Annotated in this window: 23 protein-coding genes; 20 read left to right on the top strand and 3 right to left on the bottom strand. The window is 68.1% G+C overall.

Features of this window, described 5'->3' with window-relative positions:
* The first annotated feature begins 97 nt into the window (after nucleotides 1-97).
* The 3 genes from DDQ50_RS05935 to DDQ50_RS05945 are packed head-to-tail and all read left to right on the top strand — an operon-like array spanning nucleotide 98 to nucleotide 1,616.
* Nucleotides 98-664, top strand: a complete 567-nt coding sequence (locus DDQ50_RS05935; RefSeq protein ID WP_116755724.1) for an RNA polymerase sigma factor — start codon at nucleotides 98-100, stop codon at nucleotides 662-664.
* Entirely contained in the window at nucleotides 661-1,287 is a 627-nt protein-coding gene (locus DDQ50_RS05940; RefSeq protein ID WP_116756129.1) for an Asp23/Gls24 family envelope stress response protein, read from the top strand. Before DDQ50_RS05935 ends, DDQ50_RS05940 begins: the two co-directional genes overlap by 4 nt.
* Nucleotides 1,287-1,616 carry a hypothetical protein gene (locus tag DDQ50_RS05945; RefSeq protein WP_116755725.1) on the top strand — a complete coding sequence of 110 codons (330 nt, stop codon included), beginning with the start codon at nucleotides 1,287-1,289 and terminating at the stop codon, nucleotides 1,614-1,616. Before DDQ50_RS05940 ends, DDQ50_RS05945 begins: the two co-directional genes overlap by 1 nt.
* Nucleotides 1,617-1,628: 12 nt before the next feature.
* Here the strand turns inward: DDQ50_RS05945 and DDQ50_RS05950 are convergent, their stop codons facing one another.
* Both DDQ50_RS05950 and DDQ50_RS05955 read right to left on the bottom strand, forming a co-directional pair.
* Nucleotides 1,629-2,012: a DoxX family protein gene (locus DDQ50_RS05950; RefSeq protein WP_116755726.1), complete on the bottom strand. Its 384-nt coding sequence runs from the start codon at nucleotides 2,010-2,012 to the stop codon at nucleotides 1,629-1,631.
* A gap of 50 nt (nucleotides 2,013-2,062) precedes the next feature.
* Entirely contained in the window at nucleotides 2,063-3,040 is a 978-nt protein-coding gene (locus DDQ50_RS05955; RefSeq protein WP_116755727.1) for a diacylglycerol/lipid kinase family protein, read from the bottom strand.
* A 122-nt stretch (nucleotides 3,041-3,162) separates the two neighbouring features.
* On the opposite strand from DDQ50_RS05955, the gene DDQ50_RS05960 reads away from it, so the two are divergent.
* The 11 genes from DDQ50_RS05960 (at nucleotide 3,163) to DDQ50_RS06010 (ending at nucleotide 17,204) form a co-directional block, all read left to right on the top strand.
* Nucleotides 3,163-3,417, top strand: coding sequence for a zinc-ribbon domain-containing protein (locus DDQ50_RS05960; protein WP_116755728.1), 255 nt, complete (start codon nucleotides 3,163-3,165; stop codon nucleotides 3,415-3,417).
* 81 nt (nucleotides 3,418-3,498) lie between these two features.
* Nucleotides 3,499-5,955, top strand: a complete 2,457-nt coding sequence (locus DDQ50_RS05965; RefSeq protein WP_116755729.1) for a phosphoketolase family protein — start codon at nucleotides 3,499-3,501, stop codon at nucleotides 5,953-5,955.
* A 147-nt stretch (nucleotides 5,956-6,102) separates the two neighbouring features.
* Nucleotides 6,103-8,229 (top strand): phosphate acetyltransferase, encoded by a 2,127-nt coding sequence (gene pta, locus DDQ50_RS05970; protein WP_377940291.1) that lies wholly within the window; start codon nucleotides 6,103-6,105, stop codon nucleotides 8,227-8,229.
* Nucleotides 8,226-9,410, top strand: a complete 1,185-nt coding sequence (locus DDQ50_RS05975) for an acetate/propionate family kinase (RefSeq protein ID WP_116755730.1) — start codon at nucleotides 8,226-8,228, stop codon at nucleotides 9,408-9,410. The genes pta and DDQ50_RS05975 overlap by 4 nt, the downstream gene beginning before the upstream one ends.
* Before the next feature lie 102 nt (nucleotides 9,411-9,512).
* Nucleotides 9,513-11,108 carry a phosphoglycerate dehydrogenase gene (gene serA, locus DDQ50_RS05980; RefSeq protein WP_116755731.1) on the top strand — a complete coding sequence of 532 codons (1,596 nt, stop codon included), beginning with the start codon at nucleotides 9,513-9,515 and terminating at the stop codon, nucleotides 11,106-11,108.
* A 118-nt stretch (nucleotides 11,109-11,226) separates the two neighbouring features.
* Nucleotides 11,227-12,288 (top strand): 3-isopropylmalate dehydrogenase, encoded by a 1,062-nt coding sequence (locus tag DDQ50_RS05985; RefSeq protein WP_116755732.1) that lies wholly within the window; start codon nucleotides 11,227-11,229, stop codon nucleotides 12,286-12,288.
* A 2-nt stretch (nucleotides 12,289-12,290) separates the two neighbouring features.
* Nucleotides 12,291-13,394: a branched-chain amino acid aminotransferase gene (locus tag DDQ50_RS05990; RefSeq protein ID WP_116755733.1), complete on the top strand. Its 1,104-nt coding sequence runs from the start codon at nucleotides 12,291-12,293 to the stop codon at nucleotides 13,392-13,394.
* A 265-nt stretch (nucleotides 13,395-13,659) separates the two neighbouring features.
* Nucleotides 13,660-14,400, top strand: a complete 741-nt coding sequence (locus DDQ50_RS05995) for a sugar phosphate isomerase/epimerase family protein (RefSeq protein WP_116755734.1) — start codon at nucleotides 13,660-13,662, stop codon at nucleotides 14,398-14,400.
* On the top strand, nucleotides 14,397-15,509 hold the full coding sequence (locus DDQ50_RS06000; protein ID WP_116755735.1) for a Gfo/Idh/MocA family protein: 1,113 nt from the start codon (nucleotides 14,397-14,399) through the stop codon (nucleotides 15,507-15,509). The genes DDQ50_RS05995 and DDQ50_RS06000 overlap by 4 nt, the downstream gene beginning before the upstream one ends.
* Nucleotides 15,510-15,552: 43 nt before the next feature.
* A complete protein-coding gene (locus tag DDQ50_RS06005; protein ID WP_116755736.1) occupies nucleotides 15,553-16,326 on the top strand; it encodes a fumarylacetoacetate hydrolase family protein in 774 nt (257 codons plus the stop codon).
* Nucleotides 16,323-17,204 carry a glycerophosphodiester phosphodiesterase gene (locus DDQ50_RS06010; protein WP_116755737.1) on the top strand — a complete coding sequence of 294 codons (882 nt, stop codon included), beginning with the start codon at nucleotides 16,323-16,325 and terminating at the stop codon, nucleotides 17,202-17,204. Before DDQ50_RS06005 ends, DDQ50_RS06010 begins: the two co-directional genes overlap by 4 nt.
* A gap of 36 nt (nucleotides 17,205-17,240) precedes the next feature.
* Here DDQ50_RS06010 and DDQ50_RS06015 read toward each other — a convergent pair whose 3' ends face one another.
* Nucleotides 17,241-18,095, bottom strand: a complete 855-nt coding sequence (locus tag DDQ50_RS06015) for a DeoR/GlpR family DNA-binding transcription regulator (protein ID WP_116755738.1) — start codon at nucleotides 18,093-18,095, stop codon at nucleotides 17,241-17,243.
* 260 nt (nucleotides 18,096-18,355) lie between these two features.
* Here DDQ50_RS06015 and DDQ50_RS06020 point away from each other — a divergent pair, with 260 nt between their 5' ends.
* The 6 genes from DDQ50_RS06020 (at nucleotide 18,356) to DDQ50_RS06045 (ending at nucleotide 24,719) form a co-directional block, all read left to right on the top strand.
* Nucleotides 18,356-19,627 carry an ABC transporter substrate-binding protein gene (locus tag DDQ50_RS06020; protein ID WP_116755739.1) on the top strand — a complete coding sequence of 424 codons (1,272 nt, stop codon included), beginning with the start codon at nucleotides 18,356-18,358 and terminating at the stop codon, nucleotides 19,625-19,627.
* A 9-nt stretch (nucleotides 19,628-19,636) separates the two neighbouring features.
* Nucleotides 19,637-20,644, top strand: a complete 1,008-nt coding sequence (locus tag DDQ50_RS06025) for a carbohydrate ABC transporter permease (protein WP_116755740.1) — start codon at nucleotides 19,637-19,639, stop codon at nucleotides 20,642-20,644.
* A gap of 2 nt (nucleotides 20,645-20,646) precedes the next feature.
* Nucleotides 20,647-21,555, top strand: a complete 909-nt coding sequence (locus DDQ50_RS06030) for a carbohydrate ABC transporter permease (protein ID WP_240614248.1) — start codon at nucleotides 20,647-20,649, stop codon at nucleotides 21,553-21,555.
* A 46-nt stretch (nucleotides 21,556-21,601) separates the two neighbouring features.
* Nucleotides 21,602-22,462, top strand: a complete 861-nt coding sequence (locus DDQ50_RS06035; protein WP_116755741.1) for a ketose-bisphosphate aldolase — start codon at nucleotides 21,602-21,604, stop codon at nucleotides 22,460-22,462.
* A gap of 74 nt (nucleotides 22,463-22,536) precedes the next feature.
* Complete coding sequence (locus DDQ50_RS06040; RefSeq protein WP_116755742.1) at nucleotides 22,537-23,739, top strand: ADP-dependent glucokinase/phosphofructokinase; 1,203 nt, start codon at nucleotides 22,537-22,539, stop codon at nucleotides 23,737-23,739.
* Nucleotides 23,736-24,719: a class I mannose-6-phosphate isomerase gene (locus DDQ50_RS06045; protein ID WP_116755743.1), complete on the top strand. Its 984-nt coding sequence runs from the start codon at nucleotides 23,736-23,738 to the stop codon at nucleotides 24,717-24,719. Before DDQ50_RS06040 ends, DDQ50_RS06045 begins: the two co-directional genes overlap by 4 nt.
* The last annotated feature ends 79 nt before the right edge of the window (nucleotides 24,720-24,798 follow it).

Below are 24,798 nucleotides of genomic sequence, written 5' to 3' on the forward strand. Positions count from 1 at the left end.
GTCGCTGGTAAGACGTAGCTCGCAGCGGGATCGTCACGTTTCGATTCGGGGAAAACGCTGTGAGAAAACTGGGTGCTCGGAAACGATCGGAGGCGGCGTGGACGACCCCGTCGCGCCCTTCCTCCTCGAGGAAGCGGACGAACGGACTCTCGCCGGTCGGGCGGCCGACGGCGACGTTCGCGCATTCGAGGTGATCGTCCGCCGCTACGGCGGTCTGCTCCGGGCTCACGCCCGCCGCGTCCTCGGCGCATCCGACCAGGTGGACGACGCCGTCCAGGACACCTTCATCACGGCGTGGGATCAGCTCCCGTCGCTCCAGGACCCGGCTCAGGTGCGCAGCTGGCTGATGCGGATCGCGAGCCGGAAGTGCATCGATCGCGTGCGGGCACGACGCGAGCACGCGGATATCGACGATTACGAGCCGGCCGAGTCTCCGGAGTCGGGCCCGGCCCGGGTGGTCGAGGCCCGGTCCCGCGCCGATGCCGCCGCTGCAGCGATCTCTCGACTGCCGCCCGAACAGCGTCGATGCTGGGTGCTCAAGGAGCTGGCCGGCTACAGCTACGACGAGATCGCAGCCGACTTGGAACTGCCGGTCTCCACCGTGCGCGGGCTGCTGTCCCGAGCGCGCAAGAACATGATCCGCGAGATGGAGGAGTGGCGATGACATCGGACGAACCCATCCGCGACCCGGACGCTCTGGCGCTCGAGCCCGACGACCTCGACGGGCACACGATCGACGAGCTGTCGGACTACCTCGACCGCGACATGACTCCGCCCGACCCCTCGATCGACGGATCGGCCGGTTGCCAGATCGCGCTCGATGCGCTGGAGCGGCTCCGGGAGGTGTCGAGAGCTGTGCTCCTGGCCGACCAGGCCGCGCCCGTACCGCCCGATGAGAGCTGGGTCACCCGGGTGCTCCTCGGCATCGCCGTCGACGCGCGCGCCGGGCGGGATGTGCCGCTGACCTCGACCGAGCCGGGTGCTGAGCTGGCCATCACCGAGGGAGCTATCCGCGGGCTGATCCGCGCGGCGGGCGACACGGTGGGCGGCCTGCTGATCGGACGGGTCCGCCTGGACGGAGACGTTCTGGTTCCGGGTGCCCCGGTGCGCGTGACCGTCGATGCGAGCGTGGGATGGGGGCAGCGCATCCCCGATGTGGTCTCCCGCATCCGCGACGCGATCCACACCCAGCTTCTCCGGCACACCGAATTGAACGTCGTGGCGATCGACGTGAACGTGCACGACATCCATGTGCCCGAGGGGTTCGTCAGGGGAGTGGAACGATGATGCTCGGACGGGCAGACGAGCTGGGACGCGCGCTGGCGCACGTGGTCAGCGCCGTACCGGGTGTGAGGCACATCTACCCCGTCGAGGGGCGGGTCGCGACCGTGGTCTCGACACTCGTCGCCGCGGTGCCGGGAGTCGAGGTCGCCGAGCGCCCGCCGGTCGGCATCGACGAGGAGGCGGGCATCGTCTCCATCTCGATCGGTGTCACCGACGCGGCATCGGCGGCGGAGGTGGCCCGCGACGTCTCGAGAGCCGTGTCGCTCTATCTCGTCGGACTCGATCCCGTGGAGACGCCGACGATCCGCGTGCGGGTCGCCAGCGTCGGCTGAACGACGCGGCGGCTACGCGACGAGGGTCGCGCCCAGCAGGCCGATGAGAAGGATCTGACCGCCGAGACGCGGCCAGAACGGCGTCGCGACGGGGCCGAACCGTTCGGGGTGCTCCGATGCGTAGGCGTTGGCGGGGAAGACCGCGACGAGGAACACCATCAGGGCGACGGCCGCCGCCGGCCGGGTGCGCGGGACGACGAGCCCCACCCCGCCGGCGATCTCGCAGGCGCCGGTGAGGGCGACCAGCCGTGCCGGGGTCCGCGGGTCGCGGCCGCGGAGCGCGGGCGGGATCATCCTCGCCATCGTCTTCGCCGGCCCGGCACGGAAGTGCGCGATGCCCATCCCGATGAAAGCGAGCGCGAGCACGGAACGGATGACGGCCTTCGCGATGGTCATGCCCCCATCCTGCCCCGGTGTCGGCGGCGCGGTCTGGGCGACCGCCGAACTCAGGACTCCGCGGGCACCCGAACGGTCAGTGCGCCGGGCTCGAGCCAGGCGTTGAAAGCCACGGCCTTGCCGAAGCCGTCTCCGTCGAGCTCGATCTCCTCGGGGCGCGACAGTCGGGCGACCAGTCGCGTGCCCGTCTGGTAGCTGAGGTCCCGGTCGTTCTCACGCTCGCCGACCAGGGCCTTCCCGGCCTTGGTGCGCCGGACGACCCCGTTGGTCCACGCGACCTTCAGCCAGACGCGGATCCAGCCGAGCACGCCGCCGGGGCGCATCATCATGAGGTCGAAAAGCCCGTCGTCGACCGCCGCGTCGGGCATGAGCAGGATGTTGGCCGGCAGCGATCCGCAGTTGCCGAGGATCAGGGTGTGCACCGTGGCGCGCTTGGCCTTCCCGTCGTCGAGTCGGAACCGGAGGTGCAGCTCGTCGGGGTCGCGAAGCGACTTCACGATCGCGTTCACGTACGCGGCCCAGCCCGCCTTCGCCTTCAGGTCGTCGTCGGTGTTCTTGATCATCTTGGCGTCGATGCCCATGCCCGCCATGACGACGAACACGTGCCGGTCGCGGCTGCGGTCGTCGCGCTCGATGTCGACCACTCCGAGATCGATCTTGCGATCCACCCCGGTGAATGCGCTGCGCACCGAGTCGGGCATGGCGTCGAGGGTGAGCTTCAGGTTGCGGGCCAGCAGGTTGCCGGTGCCCGACGGCAGGAGCGCAACGGGTGTCCCGCTGCCGCGGACCGCCTCGGCGACCGCGCGCACGGTCCCGTCGCCGCCGGCCGCGATGACGAGATCGACACCCTGGTCGAGAGCCTGCCGGGTCACCTCCTGTCCGACATCCTCGACTGAGGTCTCGAACCAGAGGGTCTCACCCCAGCCCGCGCCCGCGGCCTCGGCTGTCACGGCGGAGCGGAGGGCGTCGAGGTCGACCTTGATGGGGTTGTAGATGACGGCGGCGATCTTCGGGCTGTTGTCGGTCATGCGGCTTCGATCAGTTGTGTTCGGTGGCGCGCCGATGGGAGCGTCCAGGACATCGAGTCTGCCGCCGACACCGCATTCCGGCTACGGGTTGCTTTCCCAGGCGGTTGCCCCACCCTGGGCCAATGCTCCTCATCTTCGGCAGTCGCATCAGCGAGGCGATCGTCAACATCGTCGCCTTCGTCTGCGGGTACTGCGGCGTGCGCGCCGATCAGCAGGTCGTGAAACGCTCCAACCGGTTCACGCTCTTCTTCATCCCCCTCTTCTCCTTCTCGACGAGCTACCTGAACCGCTGCACGCACTGCGGCGGCGAGACCGCGTTGACCGCGGAGCAGGCGCAGAACTCGCTCCGCTGGTCGCAGTCGCAGTCGCCGGCCTGAGACTGGAAGCCCCCGAACGTTCATCGGAAGTCAGGACGGAAGTCCCTGGGAACGGCGCAGGAGCGGCGCCTAACATGACGCATGGCTCGCAGCGAGAACACCGCATCAGCACCGCCCGCACCCCCGATCGACGATGAGACCGTCGCCGAACTCGACACCTGGTGGCGCGCCGCCAACTACCTGTCCGTCGGGCAGATCTATCTCCTCGGCAACGCGCTGCTGCGCGAGCCGCTGAAGGCGGAGCACGTCAAACCGCGGCTCCTCGGCCACTGGGGCACGACCCCCGGGCTCAACTTCATCTACGCCCATCTGAACCGGGCCATCCGCGATCGCGACCTCGACACGATCTTCGTCGCAGGACCGGGCCACGGCGGTCCCGCGGTGGTCGCGAGCTCGTACCTCGACGGCACCTACTCCGAGATCTACAGCGACATCGACCGGTCGGTCACCGGGGTTCAGAAACTCATGCGGCAGTTCTCGTTCCCGGGCGGCATCCCGAGCCATGCCGCACCGGAGACGCCCGGATCGATCCACGAGGGCGGGGAGCTCGGCTACGCCCTCTCCCACGCCTACGGTGCCGCCTTCGACAATCCGGGGCTGCTCGTCGCCGCGGTCGTCGGCGACGGCGAGGCCGAGACGGGCCCGCTCGCCACGAGCTGGCACTCCAACAAGTTCGTCGACGCGGCCCAGGACGGCGTCGTCCTGCCGATCCTGCACCTGAACGGCTACAAGATCGCCAACCCGACGATCCTCGCCCGCATCCCCGAGTCCGAGCTGCTCGACCTCATGCGCGGCTACGGCCACGAGCCGTTCCTGTTCTCCGCCGACGCCGACGAGCCGCACGACGAGGTGCACCGCCGGTTCGCGACCCTGCTCGACGAGGTCCTCGATCGGATCGCCGCCATCAAGGCCTCGGCCGCCGACGGAACACTCGAGGATCGTCTGCGCTGGCCCATGATCATCTTCCGCACGCCCAAGGGGTGGACGGGACCCAAGGAGGTCGACGGCAAGAAGACGGAGGGCAGCTGGCGCTCGCACCAGGTGCCCCTCGCGAATGCCCGCGATACTCCGGAGCACACGAAACTCCTCGAGGACTGGCTGCGCTCGTACCGTCCCGAGGAGCTGTTCGACGAGGACGGTGTGCTGATCCCGCTGGCCACGGCGCTCGCCCCGGTCGGCGATCGGCGGATGAGCGCGAACCCGCACGCCAACGGCGGGCTGCTGCGCCGCGACCTCCGGCTGCCGGACTTCCGCGACTACGCCGTCGAGGTCGCCGAGCCGGGCGGGTCCACCGCGGAGGCGACCAAGGTGCTCGGCACCTGGATGGCCGACCTGATGAGACTGAACCCCGACAACTTCCGGCTGTTCGGGCCCGACGAGGTGAACTCGAACCGGCTCTCACCCGTTTTCGACGTCACCGACCGGCAGTGGGACGCGATCACCGTGGAGGGCGACGATCACCTCGCCCGGGCGGGGCGCGTGATGGAGGTGCTCAGCGAGCACCAATGCCAGGGCTGGCTCGAGGGGTACCTGCTCACCGGCCGGCACGGCGTGTTCACCAGCTACGAGGCGTTCATCCACATCGTGGATTCGATGCTCAACCAGCATGCCAAATGGCTGAAGGTCGCCCGCACCCTGCCGTGGCGACGGCCGATCTCGTCGCTCAACTACCTGCTCAGCTCCCATGTCTGGCGTCAGGACCACAACGGCTTCTCCCACCAGGATCCCGGCTTCATCGATTTCGTCGTCAACAAGAAGGCGGATGTCGTCCGCGTCTACCTTCCGTTCGACGCGAACACGCTGCTGTCGACCTACGACCACTGCCTGCGCACCACCGACTACGTCAACGTGGTCGTCGCGGGCAAGCAGCCGACCGCCAACTGGCTCACGATGGACGAGGCGATCGCGCACTGCACGCGGGGTCTCGGCATCTTCGAGTGGGCGGGCACCGAGGTCGCGGGCGAGGAACCCGACGTGGTGCTCGCCTGCGCCGGCGATGTACCGACGCTCGAGACCCTCGCCGCGGCGAAGATCCTGCGCCGGCACCTGCCCGACCTCAAGGTGCGGGTGGTCAACGTCGTCGACCTGATGCGACTGCAGACGGAGTCCGAGCATCCGCACGGCATGAGCGACGCCGCGTACAACGCGCTGTTCACGACCGACAAGCCCGTCATCTTCGCCTACCACGGCTACCCGTGGCTCATCCACCGACTCACCTACCGTCGCGCCGGCCACGACAACCTGCACGTGCGCGGCTACAAGGAGGAGGGCACGACCACCACCCCCTTCGACATGGTGATGCTCAACGACCTCGACCGCTTCCACCTCGTCATCGACGTGCTCGACCGCGTGCCGGGTCTGGCCGAGCGCAGCGGCGCGCTGCGCCAGAACATGCAGGACGCCCGCATCCACGCCCGCCAGTACACCCGCGAGTACGGCGAGGACATCCCCGAGGTCGCGAACTGGGGGTGGCCCGACGACGAGTCCGGCCGCACCACCTCGCAGGCGGGCACCGACACCGGAGGCGACAACGCCTGACCGGTATTCCGGGCACCTACGCGCGTTCCGGCGCTCTGGACGCGCCGGAACGTGCGTACGAGTCCGAACCCCTCGGAGCATGCGTGAGCCAGGGGAGCCAACCCTATTTCGACGTGAAGTAGAAATTAGATCGGTAGACTTCCGACCGTGACCATCGAGACGAGAAACGTCTACATCACCTCCGTCGAAGGCGATACCGGGAAGTCCACGGTGGCTCTCGGTGTGCTGGACACCCTGACCCACGAACTCGATCGCGTCGGAGTCTTCCGGCCGGTCGCACGCTCCACCAGCGAGCGCGACTACGTGCTGGAACTGCTGCTCGAGCACGACGGCGTCGACCTCGCCTACGAGGACTGCATCGGGGTCTCCTACGACGACGTGCACGCCAACCCCGAGGCCGCCCTGTCCCGCATCGTCGACCGCTACAAAGCGGTCGAGGCGCAGTGCTCCGCCGTTGTCATCCTCGGCTCCGACTACACCGACGTCGGAACGCCGACCGAGCTCTCCTTCAACGCCCGCGTCGCCGCGAACCTGGGCGCGCCGGTCGTCCTCGTGCTCGGCGGCAGGGCCGCGCAGCACGGCGGCGAGCTGACCGCACCCCGGGCTCGCACCGCCGACGAGCTCGCTCAGATCGCGGAGGTCGCCGTGGGGGAGCTGCACAACGAGCACGCGACCCTCCTCGCCGTCGTCGCCAACCGGGTGGATCCCGCGATCCTCCAGGCGGTCCGCTTCTCGGTGGGGCTCAGCGTGCACGACCAGGGCGTCCCCGTCTGGGCGATCCCCGAAGACGTCATGCTCGTCGCACCCACCATGCAGAACCTCCTCGACGCCACCGGGGGCACCCTCGTGACCGGCGACGCGGCCATGCTGCAGCGCTCCGTCTACGGTGTGGTCGTCGCCGGGATGTCGATGGTCAACGTCCTGCCGCGCCTGACCGAGGGCGCTGTCGTCGTCGTCCCGAGCGACCGGGTCGAAGTGCTCGTCGCCGCCCTGCTCGCCCAGTCGTCCGGAACGTTCCCCTCACTGGCCGGCATCCTCCTGAACGGCGGATTCCCCCTTCCGGAGCAGATCGAGCGCCTCATCGAGGGCGTCGAGGTCAACCTGCCCATCGTGACGACTCCGCTCGGCACCTACGAGACGACGCTGCGGGTGACCCGTGCGCGGGGACGGCTCGCCGCGGAGTCCCCGGCCAAGTTCGAGCAGGCGCTCGCCCTGTTCGAGCGGTCGGTCGACCGCAAGGCCCTCGTCGACCTGCTCGAGGTGAAGCGCACGACCATCACGACCCCTCTCATGTTCGAGCACCGTCTCCTCGAACAGGCCAGGGCCGCCGGATCCCACATCGTCCTGCCGGAGGGCGGCGACGACCGCATCCTCCTCGCCGCCGACCGTCTCCTCCGACGCGACGTCGTGAAGCTCACAATCCTCGGCGACGAGGCCGAGATCCGTGCCCGTGCGTCGTCGCTCGGCGCCGATCTCTCGGCCGCCTCGATCGTCAGCCCGCTCGATCCCGAGCTGCGGCAGCGCTTCGCCGAGGAGTACACCCGGCTGCGGGCGCACAAGGGCATGACGATCGACATCGCTCTCAACGTCGTCACCGACGTCTCCTACTTCGGCACGATGATGGTCCACCTCGGCCTCGCCGACGGCATGGTCTCGGGTGCGGCGCACACGACGGCGCACACGATCCGGCCCTCGTTCGAGATCATCAAGACCAAGCCCGGTGTCTCGGTCGTCTCGAGCGTCTTCCTGATGGCGCTCGCCGACAGGGTGCTCGTCTACGGCGACTGCGCGGTCATCCCCGATCCGACGAGCGATCAGCTCGCCGACATCGCGGTCTCGTCCGCCACGACCGCCTCGGCGTTCGGCATCGACCCGCGGATCGCGATGCTGTCCTACTCGACGGGTGAGTCCGGTGAGGGGGCCGACGTCGAGAAGGTGCGCGCCGCCACGGCGCTCGTGCGCGAGCGGCGCCCCGACCTTCTCGTCGAGGGACCCATCCAGTACGACGCCGCCGCCGATGTGGCCGTCGCCGCAGCCAAACTCCCCGGCTCGGCGGTCGCGGGGCGGGCGACGGTGTTCATCTTCCCCGACCTCAACACCGGCAACAACACCTACAAGGCCGTCCAGCGCAGCGCGGGCGCCGTCGCGATCGGGCCGGTCCTGCAGGGGCTCAACAAACCCGTCAACGACCTGTCCCGTGGGGCGCTCGTGCACGACATCGTCAACACGGTCGCGATCACCGCGATCCAGGCGGGGAACGAGGCCGCATCATGACCGGGGTTCTCGTCATCAACAGTGGCTCGTCCTCGCTCAAGTACCAGCTCATCGAGAGCGAGACCGAGACCGTCCTTGCGAAGGGCCTGATCGAGCGGATCGGCCAGGACACCGGCGCGACCACGCATTGGACGCCGGACGGGGAGTGGCGCTCCGAGCCACCGATGGCCGACCACGCCGCAGCCTTCTCCTCGATGATCGCCTCGTTCGAGGAGCACGGCCCCTCGATCGCCGATGGTGCGATCGGCGCGATCGGCCACCGCGTCGTGCACGGCGGAGCCCGCTTCTTCGCGCCGACACTCGTGACGCCGGCCGTCGAGAAGGACATCGACGAGCTGGCGGAGTACGCCCCTCTGCACAACCCCGCCAACCTGGCGGGCATCGTCGCCGCCCGGGAGGCGTTCCCCGGCATCCCGCAGGTCGCCGTGTTCGACACCGCGTTCCACCAGACCATGCCGCCCGAGGCATACACCTACGCGATCGACGCCGAGACGGCCGCGAAGTACCGGATCCGTCGCTATGGATTCCATGGCACCTCGCACAAGTACGTGTCCGAGAAGGCGGCGGAGTTCCTCGGCATCCCGCTCGAGCGCTCGCGCATCATCGTCCTCCACCTCGGCAACGGCGCCTCCGCCTGCGCCGTCGAGAACGGCAGGTCCGTCGACACCTCGATGGGCTTCACACCGCTCGAGGGCCTCGTGATGGGCTCCCGTTCCGGCGACCTCGACCCCGCCGTCGTCTTCCAGCTCGCCCGCTTCGGCGGCCTGAGCCTCGACGAGCTCGACGATCTCCTCAACAAGCACAGCGGTCTGCTCGGCCTCACCGGCACCGCCGACATGCGCGATGTCACGCGCGCCGCGAACGAGGGCGACGAGACGGCGCGGATCGCGCTCGGTGTCTACGCGCACCGCATCAAGCACTACGTCGGCGCCTACCTCGCCGAACTCGGCGGGGCCGACGCGATCGTCTTCACCGCGGGTGTCGGCGAGAACGCGGCCGACGTGCGCGCTCTGTCGCTCGCAGGTCTCGCCGGGCTCGGCATCGCCGTCGACGACGAGCTGAACACGGCGGGCACGCGCGGGGCCCGTCGCATCTCGCCCGACGACACCCCCGTCGCCGTGCTGGTCATCCCGACGGATGAGGAGCTCGAGATCGCCCGGCAGACCGTCGCCGTCCTGTAACACCGCGACTTCCGCGTCGGTCGCGGGGCACGCGGTCCGAACCGCCTCCCCGCGCGCCGATAGCATTACTACCGTTTGTGCCCATCGCCTGAAGGATGCACCGTGACGAAGCCGATCGTGCTGATCGCCGAAGAACTCTCGCCCGCCACCGTCGAGGCCCTCGGGCCCGACTTCGACGTCCGCAACGTCGACGGCACCGACCGACCCGCGTTCCTCGCGGCGATCGCCGACGCCAGTGCGGTCCTCGTGCGCTCCGCGACGCAGATCGACTCCGAGGCGCTCGCCGCGGCGAAACAGCTGAAGGTGGTCGCGCGCGCCGGTGTCGGCCTCGACAACGTCGACATCCCCGCCGCCACCACCGCGGGCGTGATGGTCGTGAACGCGCCCACCTCGAACATCGTCTCGGCCGCCGAGCTCGCGATCGGGCACCTGCTCTCGCTCGCCCGTCACATCCCCGACGCCAACGCGTCGCTCAAGGCGGGGGACTGGAAGCGCTCGAAGTTCACGGGCGTCGAGCTCTACGAGAAGACGATCGGAATCGTCGGTCTCGGCCGCATCGGCACCCTGGTCGCCCAGCGTCTCGCCGGCTTCGGTGCGACCCTCGTCGGCTACGACCCGTACGTGACCCCGAGCCGCGCGCAGCAGCTCGGCATCGAGCTCGTCTCGCTCGACGACCTCGTCGAGCGCAGCGACTTCATCACCATCCACATCCCCAAGACGCCCGAGACGACCGGCCTCATCGGTGCAGCGGAGTTCGCGAAGGCCAAGCCCAACCTGCGCATCGTGAACGCCAGCCGCGGCGGGATCATCGACGAGACCGCACTCTTCGACGCGCTGTCCGCGCGGCGGATCGCGGGCGCCGGCATCGACGTCTTCGTCAGCGAACCGCCCACCGGTTCGCCGCTGCTCGGCCTGGACAACATCGTCGTCACCCCGCACCTCGGCGCCTCGACCGACGAGGCGCAGGAGAAGGCCGGCATCTCGGTCGCCAAGTCGGTGCGTCTCGCGCTCTCGGGAGAGCTCGTCCCCGACGCGGTCAACGTCGCGGGCGGGGTCATCGACCCCTACGTGCGCCCCGGCATCTCGCTCGTGGAGAAGCTCGGTCAGGTGTTCGCCGGCCTCGCCGACGGACCCATCGCGAGCGTCGACATCGAGGTCCGCGGCGAGCTCGTCAGCTACGACGTCAGCGTGCTGAAGCTCGCCGCTCTCAAGGGCGTCTTCAGCGGTGTCGTCAGCGAGCAGGTCTCCTACGTCAACGCTCCGCTCATCGCGGAGCAGCGCGAGATCACCGTGCGCCTGCTGACCGACCCGGTCTCCGAGGAGTACCGCAACGTCATCACCATCCGCGGTGCCCTCGCCGACGGCACCGCCGTCTCGGTGTCCGGAACGCTCATCGGAACGAAGCAGATCGAGAAGATCGTCGAGATCAACGGCTACGACGTCGAGGTCCCCTTCGCCGAGCACTTCGTCGTGTTCTCCTACGACGACCGTCCCGGAATCGTCGCGATCTACGGCAAGAAGTTCGGCGACGCCGGCATCAACATCGCCGGCATGCAGATCGCCCGCCGCGGTCGTGGCGGCAAGGCGCTGAGCGTGCTCACAATCGACAGTCAGGCGCCCGATGCCCTCCTCGAGGAGGTGCGGGTCGCCATCGACGCCGACACGTTCCGCGAGATCGACCTGGTGGATCTGGTCTAGCGCTCCGCTGGGCTCAGCGTGCGGCTCATCCGGCGTGGTGACTGACGGCGACCTCGTCGATCGGCGGCATCTCGTACCGGATACCCTGGATCGTCCGCTGAAAGTCGTCAGGAGAGTCATGTCCCGCACCGTCTCGATCGCCGCCATCCCGGGAGACGGCATCGGCCCCGAAGTCGTCGCAGAGGCACTCAAGGTGCTCCACGCCGCGGCGCCCGACGACGTGGACTTCGCGATCACCGAGTTCGAGCTCGGTGCCGGACGCTACCTCGAGACCGGCGATGTGCTGCCCGACGACGAGCTCGAGCGGATCAAGCAGCACGACGCGATCGTGCTCGGCGCGGTCGGGGGAGTCCCGGGCGACCCCCGCCTGGTCGGCGCCAACATCGAACGCGGACTCCTCCTCAAGCTCCGCTTCGACCTTGACCACTACGTCAACCTGCGCCCCACCGTTCTCTTCCCCGGAGCGGTGAGCCCGCTCGCCCACCCCGGAGAGGTCGACTTCGTCGTCGTCCGTGAGGGCACCGAGGGAGCGTACGTCGGCAACGGCGGCAGCATGCGAACCGGCACCCCGCACGAAGTCGCGACCGAGGTCAGCCTCAACACCGCCTACGGCGTCGAACGGCTCGTCCGATACGCCTTCCAGCTCGCGACCACGCGCCGCAGCAAACTGACGCTGGTGCACAAGACCAACGTGCTGACCAACGCCGGCGCGCTGTGGAAGCGGCTGACCGACGCCGTCGCCGCCGAATATCCGACGGTCGCCGTCGACTACCTGCACATCGACGCCGCCACGATCTTCTTCGTCACCGACCCTGCTAGATTCGACGTCATCGTCACGGACAACCTCTTCGGCGACATCCTCACCGACTTGGCCGGCGCAATCAGCGGCGGCATCGGTCTCGCAGCCTCGGGCAACATCAACCCCGACGGAAGCGCTCCCTCGATGTTCGAGCCCGTGCACGGTTCCGCGCCCGACATCGCAGGACAGCAGAAGGCTGATCCGACCGCCGCGATCCTCTCGATCGCGCTCCTGCTCGACCACCTCGGCTACGCCGACTCGGCCGCCCGGGTGAGCGACGCGGTCCGGGCGGATCTCGCCTCCCGCGCAGAGACCGGCGCTCCCCGCCGAACCTCCGAAACCGGCGACGCCATCGTCGCCCTCCTCACGTCCAAGGACTGACAATGACCACCACAACGACCTTCCCGCTCGCCTTCTCCACGACGCCGTCGCAGGCCGCCCGCGACGAGGCCGAGCGCGAGGAGATCCTCGCCGACCCCGGCTTCGGCAAGCACTTCACCGACCACATGGTGCAGATCACCTGGACCGTCGACGGCGGATGGCACGACGCCGAGGTCGTCCCCTACGGACCCATCACCCTCGACCCCGCCGCGTCGGTCCTGCACTACGCGCAGGAGATCTTCGAGGGCCTCAAGGCGTACCGTCACGCCGACGGCTCGATCTGGAGCTTCCGCCCCGAAGCCAACGCCCTCCGCCTGCAGCGCTCCGCCGAGCGCCTCGCCCTGCCGCAGCTGTCCACCGAGGACTTCATCGAGTCGCTCCGCCAGCTGATCGCCGTCGACCGGTCCTGGGTGCCGTCGGCCCATGAGACCAGCCTGTACCTGCGGCCCTTCATGTACGCGAGCGAGAGCTTCCTCGGCGTGCGCAGCGCCCACAAGGTCGACTACCGCGTCATCGCCAGCCCCGCGGGCACCTACTTCACCGGTGGCATCCGCCCCCTGTCGATCTGGCTGTCCACCGACTACACGCGCGCCGGCCGAGGCGGACTCGGCGCGGCGAAGACCGGCGGCAACTACGCCGCCTCCCTTCTTCCGCAGGAGGAGGCCTACCGCAACGGCTGCGCCCAGGTCCTCTTCCTCGATTCCGACGAGGGCAAGTACATCGAGGAGCTCGGCGGCATGAACGTCTTCCTCGTGCGCCACGACGGAACCCTCATCACCCCCGAACTCCGCGGCACCATCCTCGAAGGCATCACCCGCGAGAGCGTCATCCGTCTCGCGAAGGACCGCGGCCACGCCGTCGAGGAGCGCCCCATCTCCGTGCAGGAGTGGCGCGACGGCGTCGCATCGGGTGAGATCACCGAGGTCTTCGCCTGCGGCACCGCCGCCGTCATCACTCCCATCGGCGTCCTCAAGTCCCGCGACTTCGAGATCGGAGACGCCTCGGCGGAGCCCGGTGCTCTCACCATGTCGCTTCGCGAGGAGCTCACCGACATCCAGTACGGCCGCAAGCCCGATCGGCACGGCTGGCTCACCCAGCTCGGCTGAGTCGGCTCGTCGCGCGCCCGGTAGTCATCGGCCCGGGTGTGCGGTCGCGTCGTGCTGCCTTCGCTTCGACGGGCTCAGCGGGCGGCGGTGGGCGGGTGCCTTCGCTTCGCAGGCTCAGCGGGCGGCGGTGGCGGGGTGTTGCGTTGCGGGTGCCTTCGCTTCGACGGGCTCAGCGGGCGGCTCGGGTGGGGTGCCGACCACATGGTCGCAGTGGTCGTGGTCGCTCCGGCTCGGGCGGGAGCGCGGGCCTCCTAAGCTTGATGGTGTGAGTGATGCACCCGTCTCCGTCCAGCTGTACAGCGTGCGCGATGCCATCGCGTCCGACCTCGGAGGGGCGCTCGATCGCATCGCCTCGCTCGGCTTCCGCAACGTCGAGCCGTACGGCTTCGTCGACGACGCGGCCGACTACGCCGATGCGCTGAGCAGCCGCGGGTTGACCGCCCTCTCCGCCCACGCGCCCTTCCTCGACGGCGGCGATGTCGCGAGGGCGCTCGACGCCGCCGCCCAGCTCGGGGTCAGCACGCTCATCGATCCGTTTATCCCCTCCGACAAGTGGCGGACCGCCGATGATGTGGCCCGGATCGCCGACCTGATCAACGCGGCGTCCGCTCAGGCCGCACCGTACGGATTCGCGATCGGGTACCACAACCACCAGTGGGAGCTGGCCACCGTCATCGACGGCGTCCCCGCGCTCGAGCTGTTCGCGGCGAAGCTCGATCCCGCCGTCGTCCTCGAGGTCGACACCTACTGGGCCGAGGTGGGCGGCGTCTCCGCCCCCGACCTGCTCAACCGCCTGGGCTCGCGCGTGGCCCTGATCCATGTCAAGGACGGCTATCGCGACGGCGACACCTCGCGCCAGCAGCCCGCCGGCAGCGGCGAGATCCCGGTACCCGCGATCCTGGCCGCAGCCCCCTCCGCTGTCCGCGTCATCGAGTTCGACGACTACTCGGGCGACGTCTTCGACGGGCTCGCCGCGAGCCTCGACTACGTGGAGGCCGCCTCATGAGCGCCTCGACCGGGCCCGTCGGCGTCGGAATCATCGGCGCCGGAGTCATCAGCTCCCAGTACCTCGACAACCTCACCCAGTTCCCCGACGTGAAGGTCCTCTTCATCGCGGATCTCGACCTCGCCCGCGCGGCCGCCCAGGCGGAGAAGTACGGAGTGCCGGCCAGCGGCACGGTCGACGAGCTGCTCGCCACCGGCGACATCGAGATCGTCGTGAACCTCACCATCCCCGCGGTGCACGTGGAAGTGGGTCTGCGGATCCTCGACGCGGGCAAGCACATCTGGAGCGAGAAGCCCTTCTCGCTCGACCGCGAGAGCGGAAGGCGCCTCCTCGACGCGGCCACCGCGAAGGGGCTCCGGGTGGCCACCGCGCCCGACACCGTCCTCGGTGCGGGGCAGCAGACCGCGCTCCGGGCCATCGCCGACGGTCGCATCGGCCGGCCGTTGACCGCCCTCACCCAGATGCAGGGCCCCGGCCCCGAATCGTGGCATCCGAGCCCCGAGTTCCTGTTCGACCTCGGCGCCGGCCCCCTCTTCGACATGGGGCCCTATTACCTCACCTCGCTCGTCAACGTCTTCGGGCCGGCGCGACGCGTCACGGCGGTCTCGAACACCGCGACGCCCACCCGCGTCATCGGGTCCGGACCCAAGGCGGGAACCGAGTTCCCCGTCAACGTCCCCACGCACGTCTCCGCGATCATCGAATTCGACGACGACGCGTCCGCCGTCGTCGTGCTGAGCTTCCAGTCGCACCTTCCCCGAACGGGAGTCGTCGAGGTCTCGGGCAGCGACGGCAGCATCGCCTTCCCCGACCCCAACGAGTTCGACGGCGACTCGCACCTGTGGGAGCGCGGCGACGAGGAGCCCTCGGCGATCGCCCCCGTCGGATCGGTATTCGGCCGCGGCACCGGGATCGTAGAGCTCGCCCGGGCGATCCGCGCGGGAGTGCCCGAGCGGGCGAGTGCCGAGCTGGCGTTCCACGTCGTCGACATCATGACCTCCATCGCCGAGTCCGCGGCGACCCGCCAGGCGGTCCCCGTGGAGACGACGGCGGTCCGGCCCGAACCCCTGCCCGCCGACTGGGACCCCTCCGCCGCGACTCTTGTCTGACAATCCGGCGGATCCCGCCATGTCGGGCGGGTAGGGTCGACACGTGAAGATCGCACGGTTCAGCAGTGACGGTGACCCGAGGTACGGGATCCTCGACGAGGAGGAGGGCGAGCTCGTCGTCCTCGCCGGCGACCCGATGTTCTCGGGCTACCAGACGACGGGGGAGAGGGTGGCCCTCGCCGACGTCAGACTGCTCGCACCGGTCATCCCGCGGTCCAAGGTCATCTGCGTCGGCCTCAATTACCCGGCGCACAAGACCGAGATGGCGCAGCAGGCTCCCACGGAGAACCCGCTCATCTTCCTCAAGCCCAACACCTCGGTGATCGGCCCCGGCGACACGATCCGCATCCCTCCGGTCGAGGGCCGGATCGTGCACGAGGGTGAGCTCGCCGTCGTCATCGGCAGCATCGCCAAGCAGGTGAAGGCGGAGGACGCCCTCGGTGTGGTCTTCGGCTACACGATCGCCAACGACGTCTCGGCCCGCGACCAGATGTTCGCCGACGGCCAGTGGGCCCGGGCGAAGGGGTACGACACCTTCTGCCCCCTCGGGCCCGTCATCGAGACCGAGCTCGACACCTCGAACCTCGAGATCCAGACCTACGTCGACGGCGAACCCCGCCGCCACGGCAACACCTCGGAGATGATCTACGGGATCCCCGAGGTCATCGAGTTCGCGTCCGATGTCTTCACGCTCCTGCCGGGCGACATCATCCTGATGGGCACGCCTGCCGGGCTCGGTGGGTTCGTGGACGGTCAGACCGTCGACATCACGATCGAGGGAATCGGCACGCTGTCCAACCCCGCCAAGAACAGGTGAACGGTCCCGCGGAGGTCGATGAGCGGATCGTGCTCCTCTTCGCCCACCGTGGCGCGAGCAAGGACTACCGCGAGCACACCCGGGCCGCCTACCTCGAGGCCATCGCCCAAGGTGCCGACGGACTGGAGACCGACGTCCGGCTGACCGCGGACGGTCAACTCGTCTGCTGGCACGATGCCACGACCGACCGGGTCGGCGGCGCCGCGGGATACGTGCACGAGCGCACCCTGGCGCAGATGCGCGACCTCGACCTCGTCCAGGGCGCCGATGTGCCCTCCACTCACGGCGCGGCCGACGAGCAGCTGATGACCCTCGTCGATCTGCTCGAGGTGATGCTCCGCGCGGAGCGGCCGTTGCGTCTCGCGCTCGAGATCAAGCAGCCCAGCCCGTTCGGCTCCGCGGTCGAGGAAGCCGTCTTCCGCGATCTCGAGGCGCTCGGTTGGGACGCCGCGACGGGGCGACTCGGATCGATCTCGATCGACCTCATGTGCTTCTGGCCGGCAACGGTCGAATCGCTGCTCACGCGGCTCGACCCCAAGCTCGTCATGCTCCTGCTCGAGGACGCGGCCGAGGACGACCTGGTGACCTGGGTCGAGCACGAGACCGGCGGGCGCAGCACGGGTGACGAGGCGCTCGCGGCGGTGCGGACCGCCGGCCGCATCCGCGACCGGCTCCTCGACGTCTCCGAGGTGGGGGTCGGCCCCGACAAGAGGATCGTGAAGAGCTCTCCGGCGCTCGTGGAGACGTGGGCGGCCACGAGGCGGGTGCGCGTCTGGACCGTCGACACGGTGGAGGACGCGGAACGGTGCATCGCGACGGGCGTCCGTGAGCTGACGACGAACGTCCCCGGCCGTCTCCGCTCCGAACTCGAGGACTGACGCGCCGCTCGGGCGCCGTCACGGCCTCGGAGCCGGTCAGTCCTGGGACAGCGGGGTGGCGACCTCGGGGGAGACGATCTGCACACCGCTCTGCTGCAGCGCCTCGCGCAGCTCGTCGGGCGGGGTCTCGTTCGTCACGAAGTAGTCGGCGCCCTCCAGGCCCGACACCTGTCCGAAGAGGCGTCGCCCGAACTTCGATGAGTCGGCGAGGATCGCGACCCGCTTCGAACGCGTCATCATGTCGGCCATCATCGCCGCGTCGCCGAGGTTGCTGGTGGAGTATCCGCTGTCGGCCGCGACCGCACCGACCGCGATGAGAGCGATATCGGCCTGGATGTCGACCGCCGTGTTGTTCGGGCCGACATGGAAGGCCACAGGACCCGTCGTGGCCTGGGTGATCGACCGGACGGCTCCGCCGAAGACGTAGAGGTCGCGGAACACCGACGGGGACAGCTCGCCTGGAAGGCGGAGATTGTTGGTGGCGACGGTCAGCTCGCGGTGGTTGCCGAGGTGACGTGCCACGGCGAGGGTCGTGGTTCCGGCGTTGATCATCATGACCGAGCCGTTCTCGACGAGAGACGCGGCCAGAGCACCGATCGTCTCCTTCTCCCGCGTCTGCAGTCGCAGGCGCACGTCGAGTCCGCTGTCCACGCGCGGAACAGAGGAGAGGCTGACGGCTCCTCCGTGGGTGCGGACCAGAGCGCCCTCCGCGTCGAGCTGGTCGAGATCGCGGCGGATGGTGTCGATCGAGACGCCGTAGCGCTCGGCGACCATCGCGACGGTGACCTGCCCCACTTCTGCGACGTAGGCCGCGAGGTCGGACTTGCGACCTGCGGGCAAGCGCTTGGGACGGTCGTCGCCATCGACGCTCGTGAGGGAGAAGGCTGCCATGTCTCTACAAATAGCACAGCGCTGCGGTCTTCTACAGGCTTTCGATGCGCTTTCGTGCATCAATCGCATGACAGGACGCGTAAAACAGCACAAGATCCAGTGGTCGATGCGGCCATTTGGTGCTGCCCTCGACATTTGCGGCCGAGTTGACCCGAACGGGGGAGGTATGTAGAGTCGCACGCAGTTGCAATGAAGCGCATGAAACGGCGAGAAACCGCACGTTTCCGAGAAATGGGAGAATCATGGGCAAAGAGGCTCGAATGAGACGGGGCGCCGTGCGCTTCGTCGGTATGGGAATGGCGGCAGCCACTCTCGTAGCCCTCGCAGGATGCAGTGGCGGCGGCTCCGGAGACGAAGCAGGCGGCGACGTCACCCTCGAATTCGCGCAGTGGTGGGAGCCCGAGCTCCCCGACGGCGCGCTCCGCGGTCTGATGGACCAGTTCGAGGAGGAGAACCCCGGAATCAAGGTCGAACTCCTCAGCGGACCCTACGCGTCCACCAAGGAGCAGCTTTTCGCCGGTGCAGCAGCAGGCACCATGTCCGACGTCGTCGGACTCGACGGAGCATGGGTCAACGACTTCTCGCAGCAGGGAGCCATCGCCGACCTCACGAAGCTCATGGCCGACTACGACTACGACGACAGCCAGCTGGCCAGTCAGATCCAGGTCGACGGCTCGACCTACATGATCCCCGTCGTCAACTTCGTCTACCCCCTCTTCACCAACGACGACCTCCTCTCCGAGGCCGGAGTCGCAGCACCTCCGACCGACCGTTCCGAGTTCGCCTCGGCCGCCAAGGCCATCACCGACAGCACGGACGCCGCCGGTTGGGCGCTTCCCCTCTCGCTCGAGAGCCCGAGCGTCATCCAGAACAACGTTATGTCGTGGGTCTGGTCGTCGGGCGGCAGCATGCTCGATGACGGCAAGCCCGACGTCGACAACGCCGATGTGGCCGACCTGGTCGACTACATCCAGGGTCTGTACGACGACGGAGTGGTCGCGCCCGGCGCCTTCACCATGAAGGAGCAGGACATGGTCGAGGAGTTCACCAACGGACGCGTCGGCATGATGGTCGACTCGCTGGCTCACATCAACCTGATCCGCGAGACCAACCCCGACCTCAACTTCAGCATCTCGGCGATCCCCGCAGTCGACGGCTACACCGGCGAACGCGGCATCCCCTACGCCTCGTGGGGCATCGGCGTCGCCGAGTCCTCCGAGCACCAGGAAGAGGCCTTCAAGCTCGTCGAGTTCCTGATGAGCGAGGACGTCAACGCCGAGCTGTCGACGGTCGCCAACGCCTTCCCGGGCAACAAGAACTCCACGCCCGACTTCGAGGGCAAGGACGAGCTGTTCTCCAAGGCGTTCGAGATCTACCAGGCCGGCTACCCGGCGAACGAGTTCACCGGCCTCCCTGTGGCGGAGGAGCTCATGCGTCAGTTCGACGAGCAGTTCCAGGCTCTGCTCGAAGGAAACCAATCAACGGAGGAGATGCTCTCGAAGGTCCAGGATTCCTGGTCGGCCGAGTTCTAAACCCCACTCATGTCAATCACCTCAAAGGGTCCCCGCCGCGACGCCAGTCGCGGCGGGGCCCCCACCCCTCAGACCACTGAATCGCAGACCGGTGCATCGCTGCCCGTCTTCGTGAACAAGACGCCCAACAGGGCGCGCTGGAACGATGCGAAGAAGAAGGGCGAGCCCTTCGCCTTCCTCGCCCCGGTGATCGTCCTCATCGGCGTTCTGATGGTGCTCCCCATCGGGATCGTCATCGGCTACTCGCTGTTCGACAACGTCATCACCAACAAGAACCCCGAGCTCGTCGGCGTCGACAACTACATCGAGGTCCTCACCAACCCGACGTTCATCGCCGCGACCGGCAACACGCTCGTCTTCACCGGCGCCAGTGTCGTCGCCCACCTCGTTCTCGGCCTCGCCTTCGCGATGCTGCTGAACACCAACCTCCTCGGCCGCTTCAGCAAGGCGATCTTCCGCACCATCTTCGTGCTGCCGTGGCTGTTCACCGTGGCGATCATCGCGGTGCTCTGGCGGCTGCTGCTCAACCCGAGCGGTGTGGTCAACTTCCTCCTCTCCGGCGTCGGACTCGCCGACCAGGGGACCGAGTGGCTCTCCTCACCCGAGCTCGCCCTCGCCACGGTCACCTTCATCAACATCTGGGCCGGGTACCCCTTCTTCATGATCAGCCTCCTGGCCGGTCTGCAGGGAATCCCCGGTGAGCTGTACGAGGCGGCCACCGTCGACGGCGCCAGCTGGTGGCAGCGCTTCATCAGCGTGACGATCCCGCAGCTGCGCCCGATCATCATCAGCATGCTGCTCCTCGACCTGATCTGGACATCCCAGCAGTTCGCGCTCATCTGGCTGACGACAGGTGGAGGCCCCATCAACGTCACCGAGATGCTCAGCACCTTCACCTACAAGCTGGCGTTCAGCCGCTACGAATTCGCACTCGCGTCGACGAGCGCTGTGATCATCCTGGCTCTGTCGGGCATCCTCGCGTTCTTCTACGTGCGTCACCAGAGAGCGCGGGACTGATCATGACCATCGCAAAGACACCGCCCGCCGTCATGGCGACGAACGAGGCACGTCCCCTCGCCATCCGCAATTCCCCGCGCGAGAAGAAGCGGCGCTGGCTCCGAGTCGGCGCGGTCCTGCTGCTCATCCTCGGTGCCGCCTTCGCCGGCGGACCCATCCTGTGGATGCTGTCGAGCTCGTTCAAGTCGAACACGGAGATCTTCGAGTACCCGCCGCGGCTGCTCACCGAGAACTTCTCGCTCGACGCGTACTTCTCGATCCTGAACGACCCGACGAAGGTCCGCTTCTTCATCAACAGCTACGTCGTCTCCATCGCCGTGACGCTGCTGACCCTGTTCATCGCGATCCTGGCCTCGTACGCGTTCAGCCGGTTCGAGTTCAAGGGCAAGCGGATCATCAACGTGGTCATCGTCAGCGTGCAGGCGGTCCCGCCCATCACGCTGCTGATCCCCTACTTCGGCCTCGTCGTCGGATTCGGGCTCTACAACACCTATCCGGGACTGATCCTCACCTACATGGTGTTCACGCTGCCCTACGCGATCATCATGATGACCGGCTACTTCAACACGCTCCCACGGGAGCTCGACGAAGCGGTCCGCGTCGACGGGGCGGGATCCTGGACGGCGCTGTGGCGCATCCTCGTGCCGATCGCGACACCCGGCATCGTCTCGGTGGGCATCTACACCTTCATGATCGCGTGGAACGAATACCTGTTCGCCCTCACGCTGACGCGCACGGAGGACATGAGGACGGTGCCGATCGGCATCCAGCTCCTCATGGGCCAGCACTCGTACGAGTGGAACGAAATGATGGCGATGAGCATCCTCGGGTCGATCCCGGTGGTCCTGCTCTTCCTCTTCTTCCAGCGCTACTTCCTCGGCGGACTCGTGTCCGGCTCCGTCAAGAGCTGACCGACCGCAGAGCTCAGACCTCACATAACAAGGAGAGAAAAACAAAGTGCTCATCAACGGCAAGACCCTGCTCGACGTCGCCAATGCGAACAGCTTCGCTGTCCCCGCCTTCAACGTCGCGGACTACCAGATGTTCAACGGCCTCATCGACATCAGCGAGAAGAAGAACGCGCCGGTCATCATCGCGATCCACCCCAACGAGATCGCGCTCCTCGGCTACGACGTGCTCCAGGCCATCCGGCAGCGTGCGCACTTCTCGTCGGTTCCCGTCGCGATCCACCTCGACCACGGGCTCACCTACGAGGCGGCGGTCGGCGCCATCCGGGGCGGATACACCTCGGTCATGATCGACGCGTCGATGCACCCGTTCGAGGAGAACGTCGCGATCACGAAGCGCGTCACCGACACCGCACACATCGTCGACCTCTCGGTCGAGGGCGAGCTGGGCACGATCGGCAAGACCGACGGCTACGCCGAGTCCGGCACCGCCGACATCATCTACACCGTCCCGGATGACGCGGTCCGCTTCGTCGCCGAGACCGGTGTCGACAGCCTCGCGATCGCCATCGGCACCCGCCACGGCATCTACCCCGACGACCTGCAGCCCGAGCTCAAGCTCGACCTCCTCAAGGAGATCAAGCGCGCCGTCGGCATCCCGCTGGTCCTGCACGGCGGATCGAACAACCCCGACGACGAGATCGCCGAGGCCGCACGCACCGGTGTCAACAAGATCAACATCTCGAGCGACATCAAGGTGGCCTACTTCACCAAGATGCGCGAGGTGCTCGCCGACACCAAGCTCCGCGAGCCCGACACCATCTACCCGCCCTGCGTCGAGGCCATGCAGGCCGTCGCCGGCCAGAAGATCGACCTGTTCGGCACCGCCGGCAAGGCATCGCTCTACTGAGTCACCAACGCTCGACCGAGTCAGACTGAGTCACACTGAGTCGACTCGAAGCTGAGCGATCCGAACGGAGCACTGTGGGAAACATCGTTCTCGGCCTTCAAGGGACCGTCGATTACGAAGTGGTTTGGGATTCCGAGGTCATCGGCGAACTCGCCGACGAGTACGGGATCACCCTCGCGGAACTGTCGACGGCCATCCCCGTCGACAGCGAGCGGGCCCTCGTCACCGTTCTGCTCGCCTTCCTGCGAGACGGGGCCGGGGGAGAACGATTCGTCGTCTCCTCCGACCTCGTCGAGCAGTTCGCCGCACGGTTCGAGACCGCCATCACGCTGGGAGGCACCAGTGTGCGGGCGGCGCTCGCGATGCGCGTACTCGGCCAGCCGTCGATCCTGCACCTGGTCAGCATCGACGACAACGTGCGGCGGCTTCTCCCGGAGGACTGCGCCTACGTGTGCAGCGCCGATCGCGACACCCTCGACCCGCACCTGATCCTGCAGTACCGGGAGGGCGAGACCGTCCACTTCGACCGCACCTCGATCACCTCGCCGCACCCGAACCGGGTCATCTTCGCCAACGATCCGCCGGCCCGTGAGCTGGTGCTCAGCCCCCAGCTCGGCTCACTCCTCGAGGATGCGGACGTGTTCCTCATCTCGGGATTCAACGTCGTGCAGGACGTCGAGCTCATCGAGGAGCGTCTCGGCCAGCTGCGCGAGCACCTGTCCCACCTGCCCGATGGCGCCGTCGTCATGTACGAGGACGCCGGGTTCCACATTCTCAGCATGAGCGCGCTCGTCCGCGACGCGCTCCTGCCCTTCATCGACGTCTACAGCATGAACGAAGACGAACTGCAGACCTATCTGGGTCGCAGCGTCGACCTCCTGGACGTCGACCAGGTTGAGGCGGCGCTCGAAGATGCGCGCCGTCTCATTCCCGCCCGAGTGCTGACCATCCACACCAAGTACTGGTCCCTCGCCGCCGGGGAGACCGCCGGCCGCTACCGCGAGGCGCTGCTCGGCGGTATCACGATGGCGAGTGCGCGCTACCTGCACGGCGACGTGTTCAGCGCGGAGGACTACGCCGCCATCGCCGGGCAGCCCGTCAATCCGGGTGGCGCGGCGTTCGCCGAGGCGTTCACCGCCCGGCACGGTTCCGAGGTCGTGGTCCTGCCCGCGTACCGCATCGAGACGGCCTCGCCCACCACCATCGGGCTCGGCGACACCTTCGTCGGCGGGTTCATCGAGGCATTCGCCCGATCGCGGCGCGAGGTCTCAGCGTGAGCTTCATTCCGCTTCCGTCCAATCGCCCGCCCGAGCGGTTCTACCGCGGCGGATCGCGCATCACCGACTTCCGTGGAGAGCCCGCCGCGCTCGACCACGAGCCCGAGGACTGGATCGGCTCGGTCACGACCGTGAACGGGGAGCCCGAACAGGGTCTCACCACGCTTCCCGACGGCCGGCTGCTCCGCTCGGCCGTCGAATCGGATCCGGAGCACTGGCTCGGCGCCGAGCACGTCGATCGTTTCGGCGCCGACACCAAGCTCCTCGTGAAGCTCCTCGACGCCGGACAGCGCCTCCCGGTGCACGCCCATCCCTCGACGGCATGGGCGAGCGAGCACCTCGGTCTCGCGCACGGCAAGGCCGAGGCCTGGTACATCCTCCAGGGCGGCGACGTTCACCTCGGCCTGAAGCGCGATCTCCCTCTCGACGAGGTCGCCGCTCTCGTCGAGTCCCAGGACAACGCCGCGCTGCTCGCGGAACTCAACCACCTGACCGTCGAGGCGGGTGATGTCGTCTTCGTCCCGCCCGGTGTGCTGCACGCCATCGGCGAGGGCGTCTTCCTCCTCGAGGTCCAGGAGCCGGAGGACCTGTCGATCCTGCTCGAATGGGGCGACTTCGACCTCGACGGGGTCAACGACGGGCACCTGGGGCTCGGCTTCGATGTGGCGTTGACCGGTGTGGAGATCACCGAGCGCACGGGTGCCGCCCTCGACGGGCTGGTCCGCTCGACGGGGTACGGCGAGTCGGTCCTGCCGGCGGAGGCGGACGAGTTCTTCCGCATCGAGCGCAGGGAGATCGCCGGCGATGCCGAACTGGCGCGCGGCTTCGCGATCGTGGTCGTCGCCGCGGGTGAGGTGACCCTCGACGGGCTGGCCGACCCGCTGCCGTCGGGCACGACGTTCCTCGCCCCCTACTCGGCGGGAGAACTGCGTTTCCGCGGGTCGGGCGAGGTCCTGCTCTGCCGCCCGCCGCGCACCTGACCCCTCCCCGCGCGAATCGAGGAGATGGGGCGACGAATCTATCGACTCGCGACGGATTCCGGCCTTCTCGAGACCTGAT

The sequence above is a fragment of the Amnibacterium flavum genome (assembly GCF_003097495.1).
In the GTDB taxonomy this organism is placed as follows: domain Bacteria; phylum Actinomycetota; class Actinomycetes; order Actinomycetales; family Microbacteriaceae; genus Naasia; species Naasia flava.

What these genes read in the sequence shown, in the direction of transcription:
- DDQ50_RS05940 (WP_116756129.1), top strand. Translation starts at nt 661, where the DNA reads ATGACATCGGACGAACCCATCCGCGACCCGGACGCTCTGGCGCTCGAG.
- DDQ50_RS05945 (WP_116755725.1), top strand. Translation starts at nt 1,287, where the DNA reads ATGCTCGGACGGGCAGACGAGCTGGGACGCGCGCTGGCGCACGTGGTC.
- DDQ50_RS05950 (WP_116755726.1), bottom strand. Translation starts at nt 2,012, where the DNA reads ATGACCATCGCGAAGGCCGTCATCCGTTCCGTGCTCGCGCTCGCTTTC.
- DDQ50_RS05955 (WP_116755727.1), bottom strand. Translation starts at nt 3,040, where the DNA reads ATGACCGACAACAGCCCGAAGATCGCCGCCGTCATCTACAACCCCATC.
- DDQ50_RS05960 (WP_116755728.1), top strand. Translation starts at nt 3,163, where the DNA reads ATGCTCCTCATCTTCGGCAGTCGCATCAGCGAGGCGATCGTCAACATC.
- DDQ50_RS05965 (WP_116755729.1), top strand. Translation starts at nt 3,499, where the DNA reads ATGGCTCGCAGCGAGAACACCGCATCAGCACCGCCCGCACCCCCGATC.
- DDQ50_RS05975 (WP_116755730.1), top strand. Translation starts at nt 8,226, where the DNA reads ATGACCGGGGTTCTCGTCATCAACAGTGGCTCGTCCTCGCTCAAGTAC.
- DDQ50_RS05985 (WP_116755732.1), top strand. Translation starts at nt 11,227, where the DNA reads ATGTCCCGCACCGTCTCGATCGCCGCCATCCCGGGAGACGGCATCGGC.
- DDQ50_RS05990 (WP_116755733.1), top strand. Translation starts at nt 12,291, where the DNA reads ATGACCACCACAACGACCTTCCCGCTCGCCTTCTCCACGACGCCGTCG.
- DDQ50_RS06000 (WP_116755735.1), top strand. Translation starts at nt 14,397, where the DNA reads ATGAGCGCCTCGACCGGGCCCGTCGGCGTCGGAATCATCGGCGCCGGA.
- DDQ50_RS06015 (WP_116755738.1), bottom strand. Translation starts at nt 18,095, where the DNA reads ATGGCAGCCTTCTCCCTCACGAGCGTCGATGGCGACGACCGTCCCAAG.
- DDQ50_RS06020 (WP_116755739.1), top strand. Translation starts at nt 18,356, where the DNA reads ATGAGACGGGGCGCCGTGCGCTTCGTCGGTATGGGAATGGCGGCAGCC.
- DDQ50_RS06025 (WP_116755740.1), top strand. Translation starts at nt 19,637, where the DNA reads ATGTCAATCACCTCAAAGGGTCCCCGCCGCGACGCCAGTCGCGGCGGG.
- DDQ50_RS06030 (WP_240614248.1), top strand. Translation starts at nt 20,647, where the DNA reads ATGACCATCGCAAAGACACCGCCCGCCGTCATGGCGACGAACGAGGCA.